Here is a 24034-nt window from a genome sequence, read left to right on the forward strand (position 1 = left end):
GTGATTGTGAATACGTCTTCAACTGGCATTAAGAATGGCTTATCAGTTTCACGAGCTGGATCTGGGATATAAGAATCCATAGTATCTAATAATTCATGGATTGCAGGAGTCCACTGTGGATCACCTTCAAGAGCCTTTAATGCAGAACCACGGATGATTGGAGTGTCATCTCCTGGATAGTCGTACTCAGATAATAAATCACGAACTTCCATTTCTACTAAGTCGATTAATTCTTCGTCATCAACCATATCGCACTTATTTAAGAATACGATGATGTATGGAACACCAACCTGACGAGATAATAAGATATGTTCTCTTGTCTGTGGCATAGGTCCATCAGTTGCAGCTACTACTAAGATAGCACCATCCATCTGAGCAGCACCAGTAATCATGTTCTTGATGTAGTCAGCATGGCCTGGACAGTCAACGTGTGCATAGTGACGATGAGTAGTTTCATATTCAACGTGTGCAGTGTTGATTGTGATACCACGTTCTTTTTCTTCTGGAGCAGCATCGATTGCAGCATAGTCCATAGCTTTAGCCTGACCTTCACTAGCTAATACAGTAGTGATAGCAGCTGTTAAAGTAGTTTTACCATGGTCAACGTGACCGATAGTACCAATATTTACGTGAGTTTTCTCACGGTTAAATTTTTCCTTAGCCATTTAAGGTTATCCTCCTATATAATTCTAAAATTTTACATAACTATTTTAATAGATTTTATTGATAATTGCAATAAAAATCATAGTTATTCTTATTTTCCGCCGTTCTTTTTAATGATTTCTTCCTTGATTGATTTAGGAACAGGTTCATAACGGTCGAACTGCATTGTATAGTTACCACGACCCTGTGTGAATGATCTTAAGTCTGTTGCATAACCGAACATTTCAGCTAGAGGTACAGAAGCTTCAACCATTACAGCGTTACCTCTTTCTTCCTGACCATCGATCATACCACGTCTAGATGAAATATCACCCATAACGCTTCCTAAGTATTCAGAAGGTGCAGTTACTTCTACCTTCATGATTGGTTCAAGGATTACTGGAGCACACTTCTTACCAGCAGCTTTTAATGCCATAGAAGCAGCTACCTTATATGCCATTTCTGATGAATCGACATCATGGTAAGAACCATCGAATAATGTAGCCTTGACGTCAAGTACTGGGTAACCAGCGATCATACCAGTTTCTAAAGCGTCTTCAAGACCAACTTTTACAGAACCGATATATTCTCTTGGAACTGATCCACCAACAACAGCGTCAACGAATTCAAATCCTTTACCTTCATTTGGTTCGAACTTGATCCAAACGTGACCGTACTGACCACGACCACCAGACTGTTTAATGTATTTACCTTCACATTCAGCAGCCTGAGTAATAGTTTCTCTATAAGCAACCTGAGGAGCACCAACGTTTGCTTCTACATGGAATTCTCTCTTTAATCTGTCAACGATGACATCAAGGTGTAATTCACCCATACCAGCGATGATAGTATCACCAGTTTCAGGGTTTGTAGATGTTCTGAATGTTGGGTCTTCTTCAGCTAATTTAACTAATGCTTCACCAAGTTTGTTCTGGTCAGCTTTTGTCTTAGGTTCAATTGCTAATTCGATAACTGGTTCTGGGAATTCCATCTTTTCAAGGATAACGAAATCGTTTTCCGCACAAAGAGTATCACCAGTTGTAGTGTTCTTGAAACCTACTGCAGCAGCGATATCACCGGCATAAACTTCTTCAATTTCTTTACGTGTATTAGCATGCATTAATAAGATACGACCAAGTCTTTCCTTCTTATCTTTTGTTGAGTTCAATACATATGAACCAGCAGTTGCAGTACCAGAGTATACACGGAAGAAAGTTAACTTACCTACGAATGGGTCAGTCATAACTTTGAATGCTAAAGCTGAGAATGGTTCTTCATCAGATGCATGACGTTCAACTTCGTTACCATCAGCATCAACACCCTTGATTGCAGGGATGTCAGTTGGAGCTGGTAAATAGTCAACTACAGCATCAAGCATTGGCTGTACACCCTTATCTTTGTAAGCAGAACCACAAAGAACTGGGAATAATTCTACAGCGATTGTACCCTTACGGATAGCAGCTTTAACATCTTCGATTGCAGGTTCTTCACCTTCAAGAATCTGCATCATTAAATCATCATCAAATGAAGCAGCAGCTTCTAATAAATTCTGATGATATTCTTCAGCCTGATCAACATATTCAGCTGGGATTTCTTTTTCGACTACATCGATACCTTCAACACCATCAAAATAGATAGCTTTCATCTTTAATAAGTCGATAACACCTTCGAATGTATCTTCAGCACCGATAGGTAACTGTAATGCAACGGCATTAGCACCTAATCTTGAATTTAATGAGTTAAGTGACATGATGAAATCAGCACCAGTAGCGTCCATCTTGTTTGAGAAAACAATTCTTGGTACGCCATAAGTAGTAGCCTGTCTCCAAACTGTTTCAGTCTGAGGTTCTACACCTGCTTTAGAGTCAAGTACTGTAACGGCACCATCAAGTACACGTAATGAACGTTCAACTTCTACAGTGAAGTCTACGTGGCCTGGTGTATCGATGATGTTAATACGATATCCTTTCCAGTGAGCTGTAGTAGCAGCAGAAGTGATAGTGATACCACGTTCTTTTTCCTGTACCATCCAGTCCATCTGAGATCCACCGTCATGAGTTTCACCAATTTTATGGATTTTACCTGTATAGTAAAGAACACGTTCAGTAGTAGTAGTTTTACCAGCATCGATGTGAGCCATGATACCGATATTACGTGTTTTTTCTAATGGAAATTCACGAGCCATAATTTTCTCCTTTCAAATACATTTTCTTTTAATTTATATGTAATAAAGATATTACCAACGGAAATGTGCGAAAGCTTTGTTAGCTTCTGCCATTTTATGAGTATCTTCTTTCTTCTTAACAGCAGCACCTGTACCGTTAGAAGCATCGATAATTTCGTTAGCTAAACGATCAACCATTGTATTTTCGTTTCTCAAACGAGAATAGTTAGTTAACCATCTTAAACCTAAAGTCATTCTTCTTTCAGGTGTTACTTCAACTGGTACCTGGTAGTTAGCACCACCAACACGTCTTACCTTTAATTCAAGTACTGGCATGATGTTGTTGATAGCTGCGTCGAATACTTCCATAGCTGGCTTTCCAGTCTTTTCTTCAACTTTTTTGAATGCTTCATATAAGATGTTCTGAGCAACACCTTTTTTACCATCTAACATGATGTTGTTAATAAGCTTAGTGATTGTTTTACTATTGTAAATTGGATCAGGTAAAACATCTCTTTTAGCAATACGTCCTTTTCTAGACATCGGCAAATTCTCCTCTCTCTATTTTATTAATTTAACAATTTATTTCTTAGGCTTTTTAGCTCCGTATAATGAGCGGCTCTGCATACGATCTTTAACACCAGCACAGTCCATAGTACCACGGATAATATGGTAACGAACCCCTGGTAAGTCCTTAACACGACCACCACGAATTAATACAACAGAGTGTTCCTGTAGGTTATGACCGATACCAGGAATGTAAGCTGTAACTTCTAATCCATTTGATAATCTAACACGGGCATACTTACGTAAAGCTGAGTTAGGCTTCTTTGGTGTCATTGTAGCAACACGGGTACAAACGCCACGCTTCTGAGGTGAATTATCATTAGTTGGTTTTTTAGCTAATGAGTTGAAACCTCTATTTAAAGCTGGAGACTTTCCCTTTTTAGTCTTTTCGCTACGTCCTTTTCTTACTAATTGGTTAATTGTAGGCATGATTTTCTCCTTTCTAATTCTAACACACAACTCCGGGTGTTTCACAAATTTGTTTTTATATATGTGCCCTCAACGGACACCTTTGTCAGTATATGACAAATAAAAGTCCTCGTCAACAACTTTTTTTAATTTTTTTATATATTTGGGATATTTATTTATCAAAATACCAGCCCGTATCTTCATGATAAATCATCTGTTTGGTCATTCTTCCATCAATACAGATATTTTCACCGTTGATAAATGATGCTTGAAATGAACATAGAAATAGAACCATAGATGATATGTCCTGGGGATTTACTACTCTTCTAGATGAATGTTGATATGCATCAGGACCGGTGTATGTATTACCATGAGTATCAATCCATCCTGATGAAATAGAATTAACTCTTCCATGACCTCTTAGACTCATCATGAGAGCTTATGCAAAGGCCTTTATGACTCCTTTTGCAGCAGTTTAACTTTCTGTATTAGCTTGACTCATACGGTCTCTAGAAGACGAAAAATTAACAATAACTGCATCTTTATTAAAATGAGTCCTTGAATAGCTTTGTAAGATAGAATGGAGCAGTGACTCCAACAGATAAAGCGTATTGAAACTCTGCATAACTACATTCATCAATACCTTTCATTATAGGTAAAGCATTATTAATGAGATAATCAATATGGCTATGCATCCTAACACATAAGAACTAAATGCTTCTAATGTTTCTTTATTGCCTATATCCCCCACAAAATAAGTACCCGTTGTCTTGTCGATTACTTCAATGACTGCTCCTTCTTTTCTAAAATCCTCTACTATGGCTTGTCCTATAACATGAGCCCCACCAGTAACAACTACCACCTTGTTTTTAAATTTCCTAACGTTTCTCCTTATATATGAAAACACTATGGACACAGGTCCATAGTGTTTCTTATAAATTAAGCGTCATGATGAGAAGTTACAAATTCTTCTTCTTCATCAAACATTGCAGAGTCAGGCGTGAAGTTTTCAGCTTCTTCTCTTGATTTTTCAAGTTCAGCCTGCTGAAGAGCTTCTTCTTCCTCTTTCTTGATTGTTTCTTCAGATTTTAAAGGTCCTCTTAAGCCAGTACCTGCTGGTAATAGCTTACCGATAATAACATTTTCCTTTAGACCCTTAAGTTTATCTACTTTACCTCTGATTGCAGCATCAGTAAGAATTCTCGTAGTTTCCTGGAATGATGCAGCTGATAACCATGAATCTGTTTCTAATGAAGCCTTAGTGATACCAAGTAAGATTGGTCTACCAACAGCTGGACGTTTACCCTCCTTAAGAACCTGTCTATTTAATTCAGTGAAGTTCTTAACTGAAACATGTGATCCAGGTAATGCAGCTGTATCGCCGCCTTCTACAATCTTCATTCTTCTCATCATCTGCTGAATGATGATTTCGATATGCTTATCAGAAATTTCGATACCCTGTAATCTATATACCTGCTGTACTTCTTTTAAGATATATTTTTCTACTGCTTCTGCAGATGCAACAGATAATAATTCTTTTGGAGAGATAGAACCTTCTGTGATCTTATCACCTGGTTCAACAATATCTCCTTCTGAAACAGCTACTTTTGCACCAATTGGTGTTAAGTAAGTCTTAGTTTCAAGATCATTTGCGACAGTAACTTCTGAACGCTGGTTGTTATGATCACCCTGTGTAGTAATTGATGAAACGTGTCCATTGATTTCAGAAATAATTGATTTAGCCTTTGGAACACGTGCTTCAAACAATTCCTGGATACGAGGAAGACCCTGAGTGATATCGGCGTCACCGGCAACACCACCCATGTGGAATGTACGCATTGTAAGCTGAGTACCTGGTTCACCGATTGACTGTGCAGCCATGATACCGATTGTTTCACCAAGTAATACTTCCTGACCAGTTGCTAAGTTTAGACCATAACACTTACGGCAGATACCTGTCTTAGATTTACATCCGAAGATGTTTCTAATTTCAACTGTCTTGATACCAGCATCAGCAACAGCTTTTGCTGATTTTTCAGTCATTAATTCATTTGCGTGGACAATGATTTCACCAGTTGCTGGATCACAAATATCCTTTAATGAAGTACGACCAACAAGTCTATCTACTAATGGTACGATGACGTTACCATCAGCTGTATTAATTAATTCAGATACTTCGAATCCCTTATCAGTATGACAATCGTCTTCTGTGATAATAACTTCCTGTGCTACATCGACAAGACGTCTTGTTAAGTAACCTGAATCGGCAGTCTTTAAGGCTGTATCTGTAGAACCTTTACGAGCACCATGTGTAGAAATGAAGAATTCTGATGCAGTTAAACCTTCACGAAGGGCAGACTTGATAGGAAGTTCGATAGTTTCACCCTTAGGGTTACTCATCAATCCACGCATACCTACAAGCTGAGTGAAGTTAGAGATATTACCACGGGCACCTGAATCTGACATGATGAAGATTGGGTTATCACGGTCAGCTTCGAATTCTTCTTTAACGATACCAGTAACTTTTTCTTTAACGTCATTCCATAATTTGATTACGGCTGTATAACGTTCATGTTCTGTTAATTTACCTTTGTTGTATAACTTCTTAATTACTTCAAGATGTTCATCAGCATCATCGAATAAATGATATTTATCCTGAGGAATCTGAATATCATAAGCAGATACTGTAATACCAGCGATAGTTGAATAATAGAATCCCTGGTTCTTTAGTCTATCAAGCATGACATGGATTTCATCAATTGGACAAATCTTGAAGTATTCATCGATGATGGCTCCAAGAGTCTTCTTAGTGAACTGCTTAATTAAAGGCTGAGCTTTGATATGAGCCTTGATATCTGTACCATAAGGTAAGAAGTACTTCATTGGAGTAGCCTTTAAGCTTGCCTTATCTGGGTCATTTAAGTATGGGAATTCACCTTCAAAAATCTGGTTGAAGATGATCTTACCAACTGTAGTGACTAAATACATGTTATTCTGTTCTTCAGTGAATGTCTTATTCTTTAAAGCAGCAGCACGAATCGCAATTCTTGTATGTAAGTTAACAGTCTTATTGTAGTAAGCCATTAATACTTCGTTCACATCAGCGAATACTGTACCTTCACCAATCTGATCTGCTTTTTCTGTTGTTAAATAATAGTTACCAAGCACCATGTCCTGTGATGGAGTAACGATAGGTTTACCATCTTTTGGACCAAGGATATTTCTAGAACCAAGCATTAACTGTCTTGCTTCCTGAATTGCTTCTTCACCTAGTGGTGCATGGATGGCCATCTGGTCACCATCGAAGTCGGCGTTGTAAGCTTCACAAGCTAATGGGTGAAGTCTGATTGACTTNNCCATCGAAGTCGGCATTGAACGCTGGACAAGCTAATGGATGAAGACGGATTGCACGACCTTCTACTAGTTTAGGTTCGAAAGCCTGGATACCTAATCTATGTAATGTAGGGGCACGGTTAAGTAATACTGGATGATGTTTGATAACATCTTCAACGATTGGCCAGATCTTATCATCCATCTTATCAATCATACGTTCAGCAGCTTTGATATTAGTTGCTAATTCTTTTCTTACTAATCCAGAGATAACGAATGGCTTGAATAAGTTAACAGCCATTTCTCTTGGAATACCACACTGGTACATTTTTAATGTAGGTCCTACGGCGATAACTGAACGTCCAGAGTAGTCTACACGCTTACCAAGTAAGTTCTGTCTGAAACGTCCCTGCTTACCTTTAAGTGTGTGTGAAAGAGATTTTAATGCTCTTCCTCCAGCTCCTGTAATAGGTTTAGAACGTCTACCATTATCGATTAAAGCATCTACAGATTCCTGAAGCATACGCTTTTCGTTCTGTACGATGATGCTAGGTGTACCTAATTCTAATAATTTCTTTAAACGGTTGTTACGAGTGATAACACGTCTATATAAGTCGTTTAAGTCACTTGTCGCAAAACGACCACCGTCAAGCTGAAGCATTGGTCTTAAATCAGGTGGAATAACTGGAAGAACATCCATAATCATCCATTCTGGCTGGTTATTAGAGCTTCTGAATGCATCAATTGCTTCAAGTCTCTTTAATAACTTCTGTCTCTTCTGACCCTGAGCTTCTTTTAACTGATTTTCTACATCTTCAAGTTCAGCATCTAAGTCAACCTTCTGTAATAATACTTTGATTGCTTCTGCACCAATCTTAGCCTGGAACTGACCACCGAACTTTTCAACACAGCTACGATAATCTCTTTCAGATAATACCTGCTTGTATTCAAGTGGTGTAGAACCTTTATCAGTAACAACATAAGATACGAAGTAGATGATTTCTTCTAACTGTTTAGGAGACATATCAAGGATGAGTCCCATACGAGATGGAACTCCCTTTAAATACCAGATATGTGCAACTGGAGTTGCTAATTCGATATGACCCATTCTTTCTCTTCTTACTGAAGAACGAGTAACTTCGACACCACAACGGTCGCAGACAACACCTTTATATCTTACTTTCTTATATTTACCACAAGCACATTCCCAGTCCTTTGTTGGACCAAAGATTCTTTCACAAAATAAACCGTCTTTTTCAGGCTTCTGTGAACGATAGTTGATTGTTTCAGGTTTTTTGACTTCGCCATATGACCATTCACGAATCTTCTCAGGAGAGGCTAAACCGATCTGAATTGCTGAAAAATTATTATTCTCTGCCATTATTCTTCCTCCTCACCGCTTTTTCCAAATAATCCTTCGATAATATCATCGACTGATTCTGGAGCTTCATCATCATCGAAGCTGTCTTCTACGATATCATCTTCACCTTCGGCAACGAATTCTTCGCGAGTGTCAACTTCTTCATCTTCTTTTTCATCATTTTCTTCATCTTCTTTTGGCTTCTTAGGCGCATCGAATGAACGAGGGAAACGACGATCTTCATCTTCAATATTACCTACATTGATTTCATTACCTTCATCATCTAATAGACGAATATCTAATGCCAATGCCTGTAATTCTTTCTTTAATACTCTGAATGATTCAGGTAATCCTGGTTCAGGTAACTTCTGTCCCTTAACGATTGCTTCATAAGTCTTAACACGTCCTACAACGTCATCTGACTTAACTGTTAAGATTTCACGCAATGTATATGCTGCACCATAAGCTTCAAGTGCCCATACTTCCATTTCCCCGAATCTCTGACCACCGTTCTGAGCTTTACCACCAAGTGGCTGCTGAGTAACAAGTGAGTAAGGACCAACTGATCTTGCATGTAACTTATCATCAACCATGTGACATAACTTGATCATGTACATGATACCAACTGATACTTCGTTATCGAAATATTCACCAGTTTTACCAGAAATAACTTTCTGTTTACCATTTTCTGGCATACCAGCTTCCTTCATGATATTTTCTAAGTCCTTAGAATTGATACCATCAAAAGCTGGAGTTGCGAAATACTGACCGCCTAACTGTCTAGCAGCATAACCTAAGTGTAATTCTAATACCTGACCGATGTTCATACGAGATGGTACACCTAATGGGTTAAGCATGATATCAAGTGGAGTACCGTCCTGTAAGTGAGGCATATCTTCTGTTGGTAAGATCTTAGAGATGACACCCTTGTTACCGTGTCTACCTGACATCTTATCCCCTTCAGAAATCTTACGCTTCTGAACGATATATACTTTGATGACTTTATTTACACCTGGCTGTAAATCGTCTCTTTCAACTTCCTTATAAGCAAGTGAGTTTGCTTCACCATACTTATTTTCAGTTTTTCTATCTTTACCTCTACGAGTAAATACTCTGATACGATGAACGATACCAGAACCACCATGTGGTACTCTTAATGAGTTATCTTTAACTTCTCTAGATTTTTCACCAAAGATAGCTAATAATAGTTTTTCTTCTGCAGATAATTCTGCCTGTCCCTTAGGAGTTACTTTACCAACTAAGATGTCACCTTCCTTAACTTCAGCACCAACGCGGATAATACCGTTTTCGTCTAAGTTAGAACGTGCATCTTCACCTACGTTAGGAATATCTCTAGTAATTTCTTCAGGACCTAACTTAGTATCACGACATTCAATTGTATATTCCTGAATGTGGATAGAAGTATAGTAGTCTTCTTTAACAAGCTTTTCATTCATGATGACAGCATCTTCGTAGTTATAACCATTCCATGTCATGAAACCTACAAGAACATTCTGTCCTAAAGCTAGTTCACCCTGTTCCATAGCTGGTCCATCAGCAAGAACCTGACCCTTAAGAACATGATCACCAGCCATAACAATTGGACGATGGTTTATACATGTACCAGCGTTAGATACAGTGAACTTTAATAACTTATATGTCTTTTCGCCGCTTTCACCTTCAACGATGATCTTCTTAGCGTCAACATATTTAACAGTTCCTTCTTCTTTAGCAACAACTGCAGCACCTGAGTCTCTTGCAGCCTGGAACTCCATACCTGTTCCTACATAAGGAGCATGTGGATTTAATAGAGGTACAGCCTGTCTCTGCATGTTACATCCCATGAGGGCACGAGTCGCATCATCGTTTTCCAAGAATGGGATACATGAAGATGCAACTGATACGATCTGTTTAGGCGAGATATCGATGAAATCGATTTCTTCTGGCTTAGCCATAATGTTTTCACCTAAATGACGTGAAATAACCTGTTCATCAATGATACGGTCATTTTCATCAGTCTTAACTTTTGCCTGAGCAATAATATAGTTCTTTTCTTCATCTGCTGTTAAATAACGAATATCATCTTCATCAATAACGCAGTTATTTACTTTACGATATGGAGTTTCAATAAATCCATATTCATTTACTTTTGCATAAGATGCAAGTGTAGAAATCAACCCGATGTTAGGACCTTCTGGTGTTTCGATTGGACAGATTCTACCATAGTGTGATGGATGGACGTCTCGTACTTCATAACCTGCACGGTCTCTTGATAAACCACCAGGACCTAAGGCAGAAAGACGTCTCTTATTTGTTAATTCAGCAAGTGGGTTAATCTGATCCATGAACTGAGATAACTGTGAACTTGCAAAGAATTCTTTGATGGCAGCAGTTAATGGACGAATGTTTGTTAATGACTGTGGAGTCATAGAATCATCTTCAGCTAAAGACATTCTTTCCTTAACTACTCTTTCCATACGTGATAAACCGATACGGAACTGGTTCTGAACTAATTCCCCAACAGTTCTAACGCGTCTATTACCTAAATGGTCGATATCATCTAATAAACCAATGCGGCTCATTAAAGACACTCTGTCTTCAGCTGCTAAGTCCTGAGAATCATAGATATCAACAAGGTTAAGCATATAAGAATATGCAGCAATAAAGTCTGAAATAGTGACAAACTTACTATCTAGTGAAAGATCAGTACCGATTACTCTCATCTTGATAGATTTTGATTCATCTGTATATACATCTAAAACCTGAATAGTGTGGTTAGAATGCATATTTTCATTTGTTTTGATTTCTCTTGTATGTGCACCCGCTTCAAATACTGGCTTTAAGATTTCTAGTTTATCTTTAGTGATCTTAGTACCTTCTGTCATTACAACGTTACCATCAACGTCAACAACATCTTCAGCAAGAACACGATCAGCAATACGATCTAATAAGCTTAATTTCTTACGAAGCTTAAAACGACCTGCTTTTGCTAAATCATAACGCTTTGGATCGAAGAAACGCGCAAATAGTAAAGAGTTAGCACCATCTAAAGTAGCTGGTTCACCCGGTCTCAATTTACTATAAATTTCCATCAACGCATCATCAGTGTTATGTGTTGGATCCTTTTCAAATGTATTGTAGAGGAACTGGTGTTCTCCGAAAACTTCAATAATATCTTCATTTGAAGAAAGTCCTAGAGCACGTAAAAGAATAGTACCTGGAATCTTCTTCTGACGGTCAATACGAACATTTAGAACATCCTTGGCATCATTTTCAAATTCAAGCCAAGTACCACGAGATGGGATAACCTGTCCATTGAAGACAGTCTTACCGATCTTGTCTGTTCCATTACCAAAATAAGCTCCTGGAGAACGAACTAACTGTGAAACGATAACACGTTCTGCACCATTAATAACAAATGTACCTGAATCTGTCATTAATGGGAAATCACCCATAAATACTTCACTTGTCTTGATTTCTCCAGTTTTCTTGTTTACAAGACGTAAAGTAGCACGCAAAGGAGCTGCATAGATTGCATCTCTTTCTTTACTTTCATCTGCATCATATTTAGGCTCATCAAAACGACAGTCAACAAACTCCAATGATAAAGTGTCGTTAAAATTTGTGATAGGATAAATATCCTCAAATACTTCTCTTATACCTTTTTCCTGAAACCACTTAAATGAATCTGTCTGAATTTCGACAAGGTTAGGTAGTTTCAAAGAACCACTAATACGAGAATAATTGCGTCGCTTAATGCGGCTTTCTGCAGTTCTTACATTCTTTTCCAAAATCCGTTCCACTCCTTTTTTAATCTCTATCTGCAAGCTAAAAAGGGTCAAAAATGACCTGCTTTTATACATGAGTAGGCATTTTAGTATACTAGCACAAGGGTACTTTTGTGTCAACCCAAAAAGGGAAATTTATACAATTTCCCTAATTATCATTATTTAATTGATTGAATTATATAATAGCCTTTATTTCGCTTCAATATTTCCGCATTTCCAAAAACTTCTTCCATGCATTTCTTAGCGCTTGGTGCACCCTGCTTCTTTTGAATTACAATCACAAGACGGCCATTCTTATTTAAGTGTGAATAACTTTCTTTAAGAATAGTCGTCACAACATTCTTGCCTGCACGAATTGGCGGATTAGAGATGATCATATCAAAACTCTTCTCTACTTGATCATATGCATTACTTTCATAAACATGCATATCTTCAAGATGATAATCTTCAATTGTATGCTTTGCAAGATCCATTGCACGTCTATTGACATCTACCATATCAAATGTCACATCTGGATAAACCATCTTCAGGCTGATACTTAATGCACCATATCCACATCCAACATCTAGTACAGATTTTACACCTTCTAGATTAACGGTGTCAAGTAGAGTTCTTGAACCGAAATCTACATTATCCTTAGAGAAAACACCACGGTCACTATGAAAATCAATAGAATGTCCTTGAAAATCAAAATGAATCATTGAAGGTCTGCTTTCTATTTCATCATTTGTATAATAGTGTGACATTCTCATTCCTCATAAGAAAAAAGCCCTAAGATAGGGCTTTTATAATTGTGTTTGTATTAAATTACTTTAATTCAACAACAGCACCAGCAGCTTCTAAAGTTTCCTTTAACTTAGCACCTTCTTCAGCTGGTACGTCTTTCTTGATTTCAGATGGAACCTTGTCAACTAAGCCCTTAGCATCAACTAGTCCTAAACCAGTGATTTCTCTAACAGCCTTGATAACTTTAACCTTTGTAGGTCCAACTTCCTTAAGGATTACTGTTACGTTAGCAGCAGGTCCTTCTTCTTCAGCAGCAGCAGCAACTGCAACTGGAGCAGCAGCTGTAACGTCGAATTTTTCTTCGATTGCTTTTACTAATTCATTTAATTCTAAGATTGTAGCTTCTTCTAAGTAAGCTAAGATTTCATCAGTTGTTAACTTTGCCATTTTAATATTCTCCTTTATTTCGATATTAAGCAGCCGCTTCTGCTTCTGCAGGAGCTGCTTCTTCTGCAGATCCTTCTGCTTCTTTGTCAGCTACAGCCTTAACAGCTCTAGCAACTTTTGATACTGGTGCCTTTAAGCAAGCCAATAACATTGATAACATACCTTCTTTGTTTGGTAACTTTGAAAGTTCCATAACTTCTTCTTTGCTCAATAATTTGCCTTCAACGATTCCAGTCTTGATTACAAGAGCTTCGTGATCCTTAGCAAATTTTGCTAGTACTCTAGCTGGAGCAACAGCGTCATCATGACCAAATGCAATAGCGTTTGGACCAGTTAAGAATTCATCTAATTCCTGTTTACCACAAGCTTCTGTAGCACGAAGAGCTAATTTGTTCTTATAAACTTTAAGTTCTACATTTTCAGCTCTTAAAGCACGACGAAGTTCAGTAACTTCATCAACAGTTAAGCCACGGTATTCAGCAACTACTACTGACTGAGCGTTAGTTAGCTTATCAGCGATTTCGTCGATGACTGCCTGTTTAGCGACTAATACTTTTTCGTTAGCCATTGTTACACCTCCATAAAAATTTTATTGCAACAATATACTCGTTATATAAAAACTCCTAGATTACCTAGGAGTTTGTCATTCATACATGACAATATCCCTCGGTAACAAATTGAGACTTGCGTCAGTTACTGTCTACGGTATATTGATTGCGGCATTAATAATTAAGCAGCAACTTTTACTGCTGGACCCATTGTAGATGAAACTACGCAGTTCTTAACGTAAGTTCCCTTAACTACTGAAGGTCTCATTCTTAATAATAAAGCATGGATAGCTTCATAGTTTTCAACTAGCTTAGCGCTGTCGAATGATACACGACCGATTGGAAGATGTACGTTACCATCTTTATCAGTTCTATAATTAACTTTACCGCCTTTAGATTCATTAACTGCTTTAGCAACATCCATAGTTACTGTACCAGTCTTAGGGTTAGGCATTAATCCCTTAGGACCTAAAATACGTCCTAATTTACCAAGCTTAGGCATCTGATCAGGAGTAGCGATCATAACATCGAACTCTAACCATCCCTTAGCGATTTCATCTAAGATATCCTGGCCGCCAACTACGTCAGCACCAGCGTTTTTAGCTTCTTCAGCCTTTGGACCTTCAGCGATAACACAAACTCTCTTTGTTTTACCAGTTCCGTTAGGAAGCACGATAGCTCCACGTAACTGCTGATCTGCATGTCTAGTATCAAGGTTTAACTTGAATACAACATCAACACTTGCATCGAATTTAGCAGTAGTAGTCTTCTTAACTAATTCAATTGCTTCTTCGATTGAGTATAGCTTGCCAGCTTCAATCTGCTTAGCAGCTTCTACATATTTCTTTCCTTTTTTTGACATTTTCTTTCCTCCTTAAGTGGTCTTAACGGATAGACCTCCCACTGTAATGACGGAATTCAACTCCATCAGATTGCTAATTAATTAAGCGTCTAAGCCTTCTACTTTGACACCCATGTTACGTGCTGTGCCAGCAACGATTTTCATTGCTGCTTCTAAATCATTAGCGTTAAGGTCTGGCATTTTGTATTCTGCGATTTCCTTTAACTTATCAGCACTTAGAGTAGCAACAGTCTGCTTTGAATCACTTGCAGCTTTCTTGATACCACAAGCCTTCTTGATCATTTCAGCAGCTGGAGCTGTCTTTAAAACGAAATCAAAGCTCTTGTCTTCATAAACAGTCAAAACTACTGGTACAGTTTCACCATGACGATCTTTAGTCTGATCGTTGAATGCTGTACAGAATTTTGGCATCTGAATTCCTGCACCTGCTAGAGCTGGTCCTGGTTTAGCACCACCTGCTGGGAACTGGATCTTCATAATTCTTACTACTTTTTTACCATTTTTTGCCACGGTACACACCTCCATTAAAATATTGTCCGTGCTGTGGTTCGTTTGGGCCGAAGCCCTCCCACGCATTTGACGCTATGCGTCGATTACCAATTATACATAATACAAAGCAAAAATCAATGCTTTTTTAATTTTTTTNNATTTTTTTTAACTTTTTTATTCAATTGATTTTAAAGACTCAACCATATCCACCTGATCAAGAATATGACGCATAGCTAAATTGATGATAATCGTAAAGCCTACTGTCATACCAAATGCAATTAAATAGATATAAAGCGGCATTGTACGGATAAATAACATATTGTCCATTTCTACCGTTAATACTACAAAACGATGAAGGAAATAGCCAAAGAACATACCAATTGATGCTCCAATAAGAGAAAGAATGATATTTTCTCTAAAGATATAGTCACAATATTCCTTTCGACGGAAACCTAATACCTTAATTGTCGCAATTTCACCTTTACGTTCACCAATATTAATATTAGTCAAGTTATAAAGAACGATGAAACATAATAATGCAGCACATCCTGATAATATTGCAACAATAATATTGAGTGAAGACATTCTCTGCTGGAATTCATCGAGTGAAGCTGTAAGTCGCTCCATACTGCCTATATTATGATGATCTAAGTAATTCTTTAATGTCTTGATATTGGACTTCTTCGTATTCATATCAACATAAAGAATAGAGGCAGATGACTTCGTACCAGTCAGATTTTCATAAAATGTCTTACTCATATAAACTTGATGACTGACGTACTGCTGTACTATGTTAGAGACCTTCACTGTATATTTTGTATTGTCATAAGAGAATGTCATATTCTCTCCTTTTTTCACACCTAGCTTTTCAGCCAGCTTCTGGGAAATGACAACACCATCATCACTTAAAATAATCTTCTTTTTTGTCTTATAATCGTTAAAGTTGATGAAGTTCTTGATTTCATCCGCATTATCATAGACGACCATCGTACTATAATAATCTTCACTATTACCAAGTACCGTAACGTTCTGACGATAAGCACCCGTTAAATTATGTACACCTTCAATACGCTTAATCTTGTTTTCTACTTTCTTTGTATCTTCTACATTACTATTAAGTTTGATTAATGCATCATATTTATATACTTCTTCATATTGTGAAGGAATAATGTCAGAAACACTATTCTTTACACCAAACCCTAGCATAATGAGTGCTGTACATCCTGCAATACCAATCACAGACATCCAGAAACGTTTCTTATAACGGAATAAGTTTCTCATTGTCACCTTCTGATTGAAGTTCAGACGTTTCCAGATAAAAGGCATACGTTCCATTAAAATTCTCTTACCTGCCTTAGGTGCTTTAGGACGCATTAAAACAGATGGTGTAGACACAAGTTCCTGAAGACAGACACTTAATGTTGCAAGTAGTGTGACACCTACAGAAATAAGAACAGTCATAAGTGAGATAGACCATTTCTGTACAAGAACAGTTGATTGATTCATTCCATACATTAGATATGTGAACAAGAAATAGATAATACGAGGGAAAACCTGATTTCCTGCAAGGATACCTAAAATGCAGGCAAAGAATGTTGCTAGGAATGCATAAACTATATATTGCATAATGATATCCTGCTTGCTGTAGCCAAGTGCTCTTAATGTTCCACAATAGCTTCTCTGTTCTTCTATCATACGTGTCATAGTAGTCAATGACACTAAAGCGGCAACTAGGAAGAAAATCAATGGGAATACATCTGCAATTGACGCAATCGCCTGCTTATAAGATTCATAAGAGACAATACCTACATTCTCATTTTTAGTGAGTGAATAAAGAACACCTTTTGGTATCCGATTTAATTGCTGCTGTGCTTGGTCGATCTGTGCTTTTGCAGCATCTAATTGCTCCTTAGCAGCATTGAGCTGGACTTTCGCATTATTTTCTGTCACTTCAAGCTTGCTTTGTTGGATATTAAGTTCTGCTTCAGCTTCATCTAATTGAGATTGTGCTTTTTCTAACTGAATTCGTCCTTCTAATAACTGACCCACACCTTGAAGCTTATTATTGAAATTATTCAAATTTTCATTCAAGTCATTCAATATCTTTGTGAAAGCATCCTGGGCAGAATCCTTATCCTTGATATTTCTTAAAGTATCTTTAATAGAATCATGAAGCACCTTGATTTCCTGATCTATTTTCTTAGTTTCATTATAAGCCTGCTGTGTCGCATTGCTGACCTGAGCTGCTTTCTTTAAGTAAATCTTCTTTTGTTCATAAAACTGAATACGTGCTTCAGCTAACTTGATCTTGCCTTGAGAAATCTGACTATTAAAAGAATCAAGATTGTGTTTATATTCCTGATATCCTTCTTCATACTGTTTCTTTGCATCATCTAGCTGCGACTGCATATCACCTGTTAATTGATCATATTGATCACTCATTTCTTCAGATAACATACTCTTAACACGTGTGTTCACTGTTTCAATTAGATTATCATAATCAGATGTAAACATATTGTACTTCTCTGTACCTTCTACATCTACAAGTAAAGAAGTATAAAGATGATCATTATTTCTTAACTCAGTCACCTTCTTGTTTAAGCCAAGTTCTCTTGCCCCTTCATTTAATACTTCTACAAACCCACTGTTGGTACCATCACCTAGTGTATTAGTCCCACGGTCAACATTACTAATATAACGAGGATCATTCACAATACCTACAATCTTATATGTCTTTGTACCATTATCATTAGAAAGTTCAATTATATGTCCCAGCTTGTAATTATATTTACCAAGATTGACATCAATAATACATTCATTCTCTTTTTTAGGATAACGTCCCTTTAATAGTTCAGGACGATCCAGCATTGATTTTTCATATTTTTCCTGTGAGTACACAGTAACGCCTGATTTACCATCTTTATGCGCAAATAAAGCATCAAACTGGTAACATGGAACTACTTTCTTTACACCCTTAAGTTTTCTTACCTTTGCGACATCTTCATCAGAAAAGCCAAGTGTCGCAATATAAGTAAGATCCGCATAGTTATGACTATTTAAATAAGCGTCAGCACTTGCAGCCATTGTATAAGGAGTATTTCTAAGTCCAGAAAAGACAGCTGCCCCTAAGAAGATAATCATAAAGATGGAGAAAAAACGTCCTTTTGACTGACTGATGTTCTTAAAGACGGTTTTCCAATAGAATCTCTTCTTTACCATTCAATATTATCGATGGATTCAGGATGTTCATTATATTCCTGTTTTTCCACTTTTCCATTCTTAAGATGAATGACTTGATCAGCCATTGGAGCAAGAGCTGAGTTATGTGTAATAACGATTACAGTCATTCCATAGTTATCACACATGCTTCTTAACAAGCCAAGAATTGATTTACCTGTCTGATAATCCAGTGCACCTGTTGGTTCATCACAGAGTAATAATTTAGGATTCTTAGCGATAGCACGAGCAATTGCCACACGCTGCTGTTCACCGCCTGATAACTGTGCCGGGAAGTTATCTTTACGTCCTCCAAGTCCTACACGCTCTAGAATATCTATTGAATTGAGCGGATCCTTAGAAATCTGAGAAGCAAGTTCTACATTTTCTAATGCTGTTAAGTTCTGGACAAGATTATAGAACTGAAATACAAATCCAATATCATCTCTTCTATAATCTGTTAATTGTTTATCATCATATGTCGCAATATTACGTCCATCTACAAGAATAGTCCCACTTGTAGGTGTATCCATGCCACCTAGCATATTTAATATTGTTGTTTTACCTGCACCTGAGGCACCTACTATGACTGTGAATTCACCTTTATTTACCTTAAAGTTAACACCATTATTTGCATAAATAGTGACATCACCCATAGTATAGCTTTTTACAACATTCTTTAGTTCAATAAATGCATCCATACATACAACCTCCTAATATTATTGTAAGTGATACCATTTTTATCTTCAAGCACAAAAAAAAGACATGCTTTATGCATGCCTCTATTCTTCAATCTTCTTAAGCTGAATTAATTCCATATCAATAGGAGTAAGGTTACCTAAGAAGTCAACAAGTACTGTTGCAGTTTCTTTTTCTTTATCAATAGATTCTACCTTACCACTCTTAGATGCAAATGGACCAGCAAGAACTTCTACATAATCACCTTCAACAAAATCAACTTCTACAGCTGCAGTCTGGATACCCATTGACTTTAAGATTGGATCTAATTCTCTCTTATTTACAGGGAAAGGTTTAGCCCCTCCACCTGATGAACCGATGAATCCTGTAACACCTGGTGTATTACGGACAATATACCAAGCTTCATCAGTCATAACCATTTCTACAAGAACATAACCAGGGAACATATTGACTGTCTTGTTCACTTTCTTACCATTCTTGATTTCAGTTTCAACATGTTCTGGAATGACAATGTTGAAAAGGATATTCTGAAGTCCCATTGATTCAACACGTTTTTCAAGGTTTTCTTTTACTTTATTTTCATGACCTGAATATGTATTAACTACATACCACTGTCTACCTTCGTTATTGGAATCATGTGTTTCTTCAGTATTTTCTACTTTAGTTTCTAATTCTTCTGCCATATTAACTTAACCCCAATGTCTTTAAAATTAATGCAATTAATGCATCTGCGCCATAGAAATAAACTCCAAGAACTACTGTAAATGCAAGTACAACAAATGCATCACGAGCCAATTCTTTCTTTGTGAGCCAATGAACATTCTTGATTTCCTGACGAATTCCTTTAAGTGAAAACCATTCTTTGAATTTTAATGGATTCTTATCTTCTTGCTCTTCTAAACGTCTCTGACGTTCTAACTTCTTCGCTTTTCTAAGTTCTTTACGTTCCTGCTTAAGCTTTTCTTTTCTAGCTTGCTTTTCATCCATGGAAGCAGCCTCCTTATTTTGATTCTCTATGTATCGTATGCTTACCGCATTTCTTGCAGTACTTACGTAATTCTAAACGTTTTACATTTGTTCTGTTATTCTTATAAACTGAATAATTACGTGATAAGCATTCCGTGCATACTAAGATTACTTTTTCTCTCATCTTATCACTCCTTAACCTAAATTAATTTATCATAAATACACAATATCGTCAATTGATAATTAAGAACTCCCCTAAGGGATGCGCTCTTAATTTACTCATCACACGATAAACACTGTTATAAACACACTTTATTGAAATATTGAGCATCAATGCGACCTCTTTTTCAGGATAGCCTAACAAAACAAGATGAAAAATCTTCTGATCTCTTTCTGAGGTCTCATTCTGGATAATCGCATACACAAGTTCCCAGACTTTTTCTAAATCCTGTGCTTTTTGTGGAGAATACTCCACTCTTTGATCTGCAATCAATTCACCATATGTACGCGAATCATCATAATTAACAATCCTATCAAGAGAGATTGCTTTCTTTTCATAACGTGTGAAGAAAGTATATTGCTTCTTAAGTAATGACTGCATCTTCTTAATAATACAGCTTCTCGCATATACTTCAAACGTTGTATCCAAGTCTTCACGATAACTCCAGAAGACTTTGTCAAAAGTAATCATCCCTACCTGCAATAAATCCTGTGCTTCTAAAGACATAGATGAGATATACTTCATCTTTCTCATCACTGTATTTACTAAAGCATCATAATAGGCATACAAGCTTCGCAATGCGACAGGATCATTGGATCTTGCTAAATAAATTAATTCCCTTAATGTACGATCATCCATAGATCATCCTCCTCTTAGAGAGGATGACGTGAGTTATATACCTGATAAAGTAATATGGCTGTTGCAACAGACGCATTGAGTGAATTGACATGACCTACCATTGGCAGAATGACATTCATATCACAATGTTCTTTTACTAAACGAGAAATGCCAAATCCTTCTGATCCAATCACAAGAACAAGTGGCATATTGTAATCTACAGCACGATAATCTGTAGAATTATCTAATTCACATCCTACAACCCAGAAACCTTCTTTCTTTAGAGAATCAAGGGTACGAGATAAGTTAGTTACCTGTGCAACAGGAACATGGTCAATAGCGCCTGTAGATACCTTTGCAACTGTCGCATTCAAGCCAACAGAACGCTTCTTGCCAATAATGACACCATCTACACCAATTGCATCACATGTACGAATAATAGCCCCTAGGTTGTGAGGATCTTCCATACCATCAAGCATTAATAATAATGGCTGCTTTCCTTCTGGAATGTTACGTACGATATCTTCTAAAGGTGTATAATCATACCCATCAATCAAAGCCATAACTCCTTGATGGTTTACATTCCCTACAAGTTTAATAAAGCCATTTTTATCCGTCATCCTCATTTTTATATTATTCTTGCGACACAACTTCACAATGTCATCATTCTTTGACTGGTTCTGAATCATTACTTCATAAACCTGTCTTGGTCCTGTTAATAGTTCTCTGACGGTGTTTTTGCCATAAATCCATTCTTTCACTTTGTCACTTCCTCTTCTTCCACATATTTCTTAAATAATTCAAATATTTCATCTAATCTTTCTGTCTGCTTAGTGAGATAAAGATGTCCAACCATTGATTCAAAACCAGAAGACTGATTATGAACAACAACTGATTTATTTTTTACTGAATGTCCCTTGCAGTTACGTCCACGCTTAAATAAACGCACTTCTTCTTCTGTGAAGAAATTTTGAGAAAGGGCATATTTCATAAAGCCTGCATGGGCATAAGCACTGACATACTTGATAGAAGCTCTCTGTAATTCATGAGGCTTCATAATTCCCTTCTCTGTGAGTAAATATTCACGGACATATACTTCAAAGACTGCATCACCTAAATAAGCGACAGCAAGTGCATTCATTAGCTCCGGGCGCATTAGAGAATGCCTCTTTCAGTTAATTCTTTTCTAACACGGTCTGCTTCATCAAAGTTCTTTTCTTTCTTATAAGCATTCCATTCTTCATATAAAGCAATATCATCTTCACTTAACTTTGTGCCTTCAAATAAGAAGCCTAAGACATCACCCATCTTTACAAGTGTTGCATATTCAGTCGCAATGACATCATTGTCTTTTTCTCTTACACGCATCACCTGATTCAATACTTTTACCTGATCGAGAATCTGTGTTAAAGCAAGTGAAGTATTTAAATCATCTTCTAATGAATTCACCATAGCATCCACAGTTTCCTTCTTATAATCATGAGCAGGAACATGGTTAACCTGTAAATATAAAGACGCATTCTTAGTCGCATTTTCTACTTTAGAAACTTCTTTACGTACGCCTGCAATGACATCAACAGTCAAATTCAATGGATTACGATAGTGAGTAGATAACATCAACCATTTAAATACATTGCATCCAAGTTTTACAATTAAATCTTTAGCCCATAAGACATTACCTAAAGACTTAGACATCTTTTCGCCATCGATATTAATCATCTGGTTATGCATCCAATAGTTTGCGATTGGATGACCATTATAAGCCATAGACTGGGCAATTTCATTTTCATGATGAGGGAACTTTAAATCCTGTCCTCCACCATGGATATCAATCTTACCATCCTTGAATAACTTATTGATCATGACAACACACTCAGTATGCCATCCTGGTCTACCCTTTGACCAAGGCGTATCAAACTGAATACCTTCATCTGTCTTCTTCCATAATGCGTAGTCAGTTGTACTTTCTTTCTTCTTGTCATCAACAGAAAGAGTACGATCACTTGCACCTGCAATCAAATCTTCTACTTTAATACCTGATAACATACCGTATTCCTTAACCTTAGTGACACGGAAATAGACATCTCCATCTACTTCATAGGCATAACCCTTGTCAATAAGAGCCTGGATAAAATCAATGATTTCAGGCATAGTTTCAGTCACTCTTGGTTTATATGTAGGATCTTCAATATTTAATCCTGCTCTTACATCTTCATATGCCTTGATATATTTATCAGTGAGTTCCTTTTCTGTAATACCTTCTTCTTTAGCGGCTTTGATGATCTTATCATCTACATCTGTATAGTTAGATACAAAAGTCACATCATTCCCTAAATATTCAAAAGTACGTCTTAATACATCAAATACGATCATTGGGCGTGTATTCCCAATATGAGCATGGTTATAAACTGTAGGACCACAAATATAGATAGAAACTTTACCTTCTTCTATTGGCTTAAATTCTTCTTTTTTGTTTGTTAATGTGTTAAATAATCTCATAACATCCTCCTCAAATAAAAAAAGCTCATGATAAAGACGATCCACCTTACCATAGCTTTTCACTCTTAACGCAAGTCAAACGTTCTTTCTTTCAAAAAGACTCAGATGGGTGCATCCTAGAACCTCCCACTAGATGCTTTCACCATCTCATCCTCGCTGTAAGCTTCTTGTTCTATTCATTCTCATCTATAATTTATTTCACTATATCAAATTATCGCCTATTCTTCAAGACAAACGCCGTTCTTATTTCTTTGTATCAGTTAATTTTTTTGAAAGCTTCTCAAGTCCCTTAGATGTGAGAGAAAGACTTTTGGCCCCAAAATCTTTTAAATCATTCATACCATCCTTGAATTCTTCTGTCTCTGTGACCTTTTTTATACCCTCTTTTGCTTTCTTATAAGTGTCTGATTCAGAAATAGTGATTGCTGCCTCCTTCGCACGATTAACACATTTATTAATGTTCTCTTCACTTAATATTTCTTCTG

General features: G+C 37.0%; 22 protein-coding genes, 1 pseudogene and 1 other annotated feature. All 23 genes and pseudogenes read right to left on the bottom strand.

Annotation, left to right across the window (positions count from 1 at the left end):
* A partial coding sequence (locus B2S90_RS07180; protein ID WP_286696788.1) for a GTP-binding protein occupies positions 1-665 on the bottom strand: 665 nt, incomplete at its 3' end.
* A gap of 89 nt (positions 666-754) precedes the next feature.
* Positions 755-2827 carry an elongation factor G gene (gene fusA, locus B2S90_RS07185; protein ID WP_278780834.1) on the bottom strand — a complete coding sequence of 691 codons (2073 nt, stop codon included), beginning with the start codon at positions 2825-2827 and terminating at the stop codon, positions 755-757.
* 51 nt (positions 2828-2878) lie between these two features.
* Positions 2879-3349 (bottom strand): 30S ribosomal protein S7, encoded by a 471-nt coding sequence (rpsG, locus tag B2S90_RS07190; RefSeq protein ID WP_006505720.1) that lies wholly within the window; start codon positions 3347-3349, stop codon positions 2879-2881.
* 39 nt (positions 3350-3388) lie between these two features.
* Positions 3389-3802 (bottom strand): 30S ribosomal protein S12, encoded by a 414-nt coding sequence (gene rpsL / locus B2S90_RS07195; protein ID WP_055234638.1) that lies wholly within the window; start codon positions 3800-3802, stop codon positions 3389-3391.
* 151 nt (positions 3803-3953) lie between these two features.
* Positions 3954-4214, bottom strand: coding sequence for an SDR family oxidoreductase (locus B2S90_RS07200; protein WP_286696789.1), 261 nt, complete (start codon positions 4212-4214; stop codon positions 3954-3956).
* Positions 4215-4430: 216 nt separating this feature from the next.
* Positions 4431-4643: a hypothetical protein gene (locus B2S90_RS07205; protein WP_278780833.1), complete on the bottom strand. Its 213-nt coding sequence runs from the start codon at positions 4641-4643 to the stop codon at positions 4431-4433.
* 77 nt (positions 4644-4720) lie between these two features.
* A pseudogene (gene rpoC, locus B2S90_RS07210) lies at positions 4721-8492 on the bottom strand (DNA-directed RNA polymerase subunit beta').
* The gene (rpoB, locus tag B2S90_RS07215; RefSeq protein ID WP_055289849.1) at positions 8492-12262 is read right to left on the bottom strand and encodes a DNA-directed RNA polymerase subunit beta; all 3771 of its coding nucleotides are present in this window, start codon (positions 12260-12262) and stop codon (positions 8492-8494) included. The pseudogene rpoC and the gene rpoB overlap by 1 nt, the downstream one beginning before the upstream one ends.
* A 155-nt stretch (positions 12263-12417) precedes the next feature.
* A complete protein-coding gene (locus B2S90_RS07220; protein ID WP_055234442.1) occupies positions 12418-13005 on the bottom strand; it encodes a class I SAM-dependent methyltransferase in 588 nt (195 codons plus the stop codon).
* Between the two features lie 61 nt (positions 13006-13066).
* Positions 13067-13432 carry a 50S ribosomal protein L7/L12 gene (gene rplL, locus B2S90_RS07225; protein ID WP_006505726.1) on the bottom strand — a complete coding sequence of 122 codons (366 nt, stop codon included), beginning with the start codon at positions 13430-13432 and terminating at the stop codon, positions 13067-13069.
* 25 nt (positions 13433-13457) lie between these two features.
* On the bottom strand, positions 13458-14000 hold the full coding sequence (rplJ, locus tag B2S90_RS07230; protein ID WP_055234444.1) for a 50S ribosomal protein L10: 543 nt from the start codon (positions 13998-14000) through the stop codon (positions 13458-13460).
* Between the two features lie 37 nt (positions 14001-14037).
* Positions 14038-14156 (bottom strand) — a sequence feature (ribosomal protein L10 leader region).
* 5 nt (positions 14157-14161) lie between these two features.
* Positions 14162-14842: a 50S ribosomal protein L1 gene (gene rplA / locus B2S90_RS07235; protein ID WP_055234445.1), complete on the bottom strand. Its 681-nt coding sequence runs from the start codon at positions 14840-14842 to the stop codon at positions 14162-14164.
* A gap of 81 nt (positions 14843-14923) precedes the next feature.
* A complete protein-coding gene (gene rplK, locus B2S90_RS07240) occupies positions 14924-15367 on the bottom strand; it encodes a 50S ribosomal protein L11 (RefSeq protein WP_055234449.1) in 444 nt (147 codons plus the stop codon).
* A gap of 138 nt (positions 15368-15505) precedes the next feature.
* Positions 15506-18550 (bottom strand): FtsX-like permease family protein, encoded by a 3045-nt coding sequence (locus B2S90_RS07245; protein WP_286696790.1) that lies wholly within the window; start codon positions 18548-18550, stop codon positions 15506-15508.
* Positions 18544-19248 carry an ABC transporter ATP-binding protein gene (locus B2S90_RS07250; protein ID WP_055289498.1) on the bottom strand — a complete coding sequence of 235 codons (705 nt, stop codon included), beginning with the start codon at positions 19246-19248 and terminating at the stop codon, positions 18544-18546. Before B2S90_RS07250 ends, B2S90_RS07245 begins: the two co-directional genes overlap by 7 nt.
* An 81-nt stretch (positions 19249-19329) precedes the next feature.
* Entirely contained in the window at positions 19330-19929 is a 600-nt protein-coding gene (gene nusG / locus B2S90_RS07255; RefSeq protein WP_286696791.1) for a transcription termination/antitermination protein NusG, read from the bottom strand.
* A 1-nt stretch (position 19930) separates the two neighbouring features.
* Complete coding sequence (gene secE / locus B2S90_RS07260) at positions 19931-20233, bottom strand: preprotein translocase subunit SecE (protein WP_006505733.1); 303 nt, start codon at positions 20231-20233, stop codon at positions 19931-19933.
* A 13-nt stretch (positions 20234-20246) separates the two neighbouring features.
* A complete protein-coding gene (gene rpmG / locus B2S90_RS07265; protein ID WP_006505734.1) occupies positions 20247-20396 on the bottom strand; it encodes a 50S ribosomal protein L33 in 150 nt (49 codons plus the stop codon).
* A 48-nt stretch (positions 20397-20444) separates the two neighbouring features.
* Positions 20445-21071, bottom strand: coding sequence for a sigma-70 family RNA polymerase sigma factor (locus B2S90_RS07270; protein ID WP_279078797.1), 627 nt, complete (start codon positions 21069-21071; stop codon positions 20445-20447).
* A gap of 14 nt (positions 21072-21085) precedes the next feature.
* Positions 21086-21811, bottom strand: a complete 726-nt coding sequence (gene rlmB / locus B2S90_RS07275) for a 23S rRNA (guanosine(2251)-2'-O)-methyltransferase RlmB (RefSeq protein WP_055289496.1) — start codon at positions 21809-21811, stop codon at positions 21086-21088.
* Positions 21808-22206 (bottom strand): Mini-ribonuclease 3, encoded by a 399-nt coding sequence (locus B2S90_RS07280; protein ID WP_006505737.1) that lies wholly within the window; start codon positions 22204-22206, stop codon positions 21808-21810. The genes rlmB and B2S90_RS07280 overlap by 4 nt, the downstream gene beginning before the upstream one ends.
* The gene (cysS, locus tag B2S90_RS07285) at positions 22206-23549 is read right to left on the bottom strand and encodes a cysteine--tRNA ligase (RefSeq protein WP_286696792.1); all 1344 of its coding nucleotides are present in this window, start codon (positions 23547-23549) and stop codon (positions 22206-22208) included. Before cysS ends, B2S90_RS07280 begins: the two co-directional genes overlap by 1 nt.
* A gap of 243 nt (positions 23550-23792) precedes the next feature.
* Positions 23793-24034, bottom strand: a 242-nt coding sequence (locus B2S90_RS07290; RefSeq protein ID WP_286696793.1) for a hypothetical protein, incomplete at its 5' end; no start/stop codon positions are given.

The organism is Catenibacterium sp. UBA627 (assembly GCF_002299355.1).
GTDB lineage: Bacteria > Bacillota_I > Bacilli_A > Erysipelotrichales > Coprobacillaceae > Catenibacterium > Catenibacterium mitsuoka.